Origin of the sequence: Candidatus Angelobacter sp. (assembly GCA_035607015.1) — a bacterium.
In the GTDB taxonomy this organism is placed as follows: domain Bacteria; phylum Verrucomicrobiota; class Verrucomicrobiia; order Limisphaerales; family AV2; genus AV2.
This window is the reverse complement of the sequence record DATNDF010000476.1, coordinates 1-2699: the sequence shown is the minus strand read 5'-3', so window position 1 is coordinate 2699 and position 2699 is coordinate 1. Positions and strand designations below refer to the sequence as shown.

At 60.6% G+C, this 2699-nt stretch carries 2 protein-coding genes and 1 riboswitch; both genes read right to left on the bottom strand.

What is annotated here, in order from left to right; translation table 11 throughout:
- Positions 1 to 1782, bottom strand: a 1782-nt coding sequence (locus tag VN887_18960; GenBank protein ID HXT42096.1) for a flotillin family protein, incomplete at its 3' end; no start/stop codon positions are given.
- A gap of 117 nt (positions 1783 to 1899) precedes the next feature.
- A riboswitch (cyclic di-AMP (ydaO/yuaA leader) is annotated at positions 1900 to 2063 on the bottom strand.
- A 148-nt stretch (positions 2064 to 2211) separates the two neighbouring features.
- The coding region (locus tag VN887_18955; GenBank protein HXT42095.1) for a winged helix-turn-helix domain-containing protein at positions 2212 to 2699 on the bottom strand (488 nt) is incomplete at its 5' end.

The window sequence follows — 2699 nt, the reverse complement described above, 5'->3', positions numbered from 1 at the left end:
CGGGCCCGGGTGCGCAGAGTGTTCGCGCAGCATCATTCCCAGCAGACCATCCACCAGTCCGGTGCTCTGATTGGCGGCGCTCACCGCCACATCGGGCACAATGCGCACGTTGCGTTCACCGACGATCTGCATGAGCTGCATGACAGTGTAGCCCTGAGCGCCGAGCGATTCGACGCCGACGCGATACGCTTCGGCCTTGGCGCGGCCGGTGGCGCGGATTGCTTCCGCTTCACCGATGGCACGGAGCCTCATGGACTCGGCATCGCCGGTGGCCTGCTTCACGTTTGCATTCGCCCGCAGCTCGGCAATATTCACGCCCTGTTCGGCGCCAACCACCTCTTGCTGGATGTTGGCCAGCGAAGTCTGACGCACGAGTTGTTGGCGCTGCTTCTGCGCGGCTTCCTGCACTTCGTAGGTCTTTCGTTGTTCTTCGGCGATCTTCCGGTCCGTCTGTGTTTCCATCAACGTCGCGGGCGGATTGATGTCGCCGATAAGCGTGTCGATCGCCTGCACGTCGTAGGCGCCGATCGCCGCCCGGATGTGCTCGGCGGCTTCGACCTGGCGCTGACTGCGCGCGCCCAGGAAATCAAGCACCGTGTAGTCCTGCGCCGAATTGCGGAAGTAGTTTCCGACAATCGGCTGCAGAACATGATCCACGAGGTTCTGCATCGAACCGACCCGTGAAATCACCTTCGGCGCATCGAGCGCGCCGACGTGGATGATTTGCGCGACGTCGAGGTTGAACGCGAAGCCGTCCCGCGAACGCACCGTGATGGACGACAGCTTGGCATCGTAGTTGTGCGACTCGGTGCGGCTCGCCCAGTTAAGAACTATGTTCGTCGTCGGCACCAATTCGACTTTCATCACGCGGGTATTGATTGGGTGTTTGCCCGGATAAAGCGGCGACACCCAGACGCCTTTGTGGCCGACATTGACCAGGTCGCCATGCTTGAATTCCACACCGCTGACGTCTTCGTGCGCCTTGCCGACGAACGATATGACGACGCCGACATAGCCGATCGGAATCTGCACCATGGGAACCTGTTCGACCTGCGCAAACCAGGGGTTCAAATTCCACGTGCCGGACAACAGGATTTGCTCCTGCAAACCGCGCCGCCCGCCGCCGTCGAGAAACGCCTGCGCGTTCTGGAAATTGTCATGGCCCGGAATGACCGGTCCGGCGATCTCGCCAGCCTCAATGGGCCGGCCGTCAAGAGTCGTGACGATGCCGACCATGTCCGGTTCAACACGGTGGAGCCGCAGTTGTTCTGGGAACATTCCGTGTTCCGCCGCGGTCGCCGACGTAATCACAGTGAACAACGCCGCGTTGATGCGGTAGGTTCCAGCCGTCAGGATGCCAAGCTGACGACCCTTCTCGCCAGCGTTGAGCAGAAACTTCCGGGCATCCTGGAAGTTGTCGCAGTCAACCACCTTCCCGAGGATGCGCTCCGGCGGAATTGCCGCGCCATCCGCGGCGAGCACCAGCGCAATTTCGCCCTGGGGCACGATTGTCACAGGCTCTTTGGTGATGCGATATTGCCAGCGCCAGTAGCCGAAATGGAGTCCCGGGGCGAGGGTGTCGGCTTGATACCCGGCTTCGCCGTCCAGCGCAACCAAACGTCCGGGCGGCAGCGCGCGAGTTCCAAACCGCTTTACGACGATACCCACTTGCCGTTCCTGAATCAGCACCGCGCCGAGCACGAACGGCCCGATGAACATCACCACGAGAATGGTGACGACGAACAAACTGACGACAGGTGAGAGCACTCCCAACATGACCATTGTATTCATATCGATCTCCGATGTGGTTGCGCACTTCCGGCGGCCTGCGCCGCGCGAGTGGCAACGCGGTTCTGAGTTTGGGAGACCAGATGGTGCCGCGACCTGCGGCCCTAGAGGATCGCCCTTCCAATTGCCGACGAGGTTAGCTGACGGGCTGGGCCTTGAAAGTGGCCTGGAATTCCGTTGCCGGAACTCCTGCGCCCCGTCCTCAATTGCTTGAGGATTTTGGGTCCCCCGCATTGGCCTGCAGGAAGGCAGGCCAATTTAGGCTGCAACTACTTCAATCGATTCTGCAAATCGCACAAATTCCCCGATTGTCAATCACTCGCTCGCAATCTGCCTGGCGCGCAATGCGATCCGTTTGGTTTATCGAAGGTCGCGGCAAGAGCAAGCGCCAGACCCAAGTGGCGAGCCTGGCATTCCCGTCCATCATGTCCCGGATAACGCGCGCAGCCGGTACCCGACTCCCGGTTCGGTAATGAACAGTACGGGCCGCGCCGGGTTGGCTTCGAGTTTCTCCCGCAAGTGCGCCATATAAACGCGCAAATAATGCGTCTGCTCCTCATTGCCTTGTCCCCAAATCTGGCGAAGAATTTGCCGATGCGTGAGCACTTTGCCAGCATGGCGGATGAACAGGTGCAGCAGGCTGTATTCAGTCGCCGTCAGTTTAACCGGCTGGCCTTTGCGCGTCACCTGGCGCGCGACAAGATCCACCACGAGGTCACCCGACTGAAAAACCGGAGCTTCGCGCCCGGTCTTGTCCGCGTGCCGCAACGCGGCACGCAATCGCGCCAGCAATTCGCCCGTGTTGAACGGTTTTGTCACATAATCGTCGGCACCGTTGTCGAGAGCGGCGACCTTGTCCGCCTCCGCGTCCTGCACGGTCAGAATAATCACAGGAGTTTGCGTCCACTCAC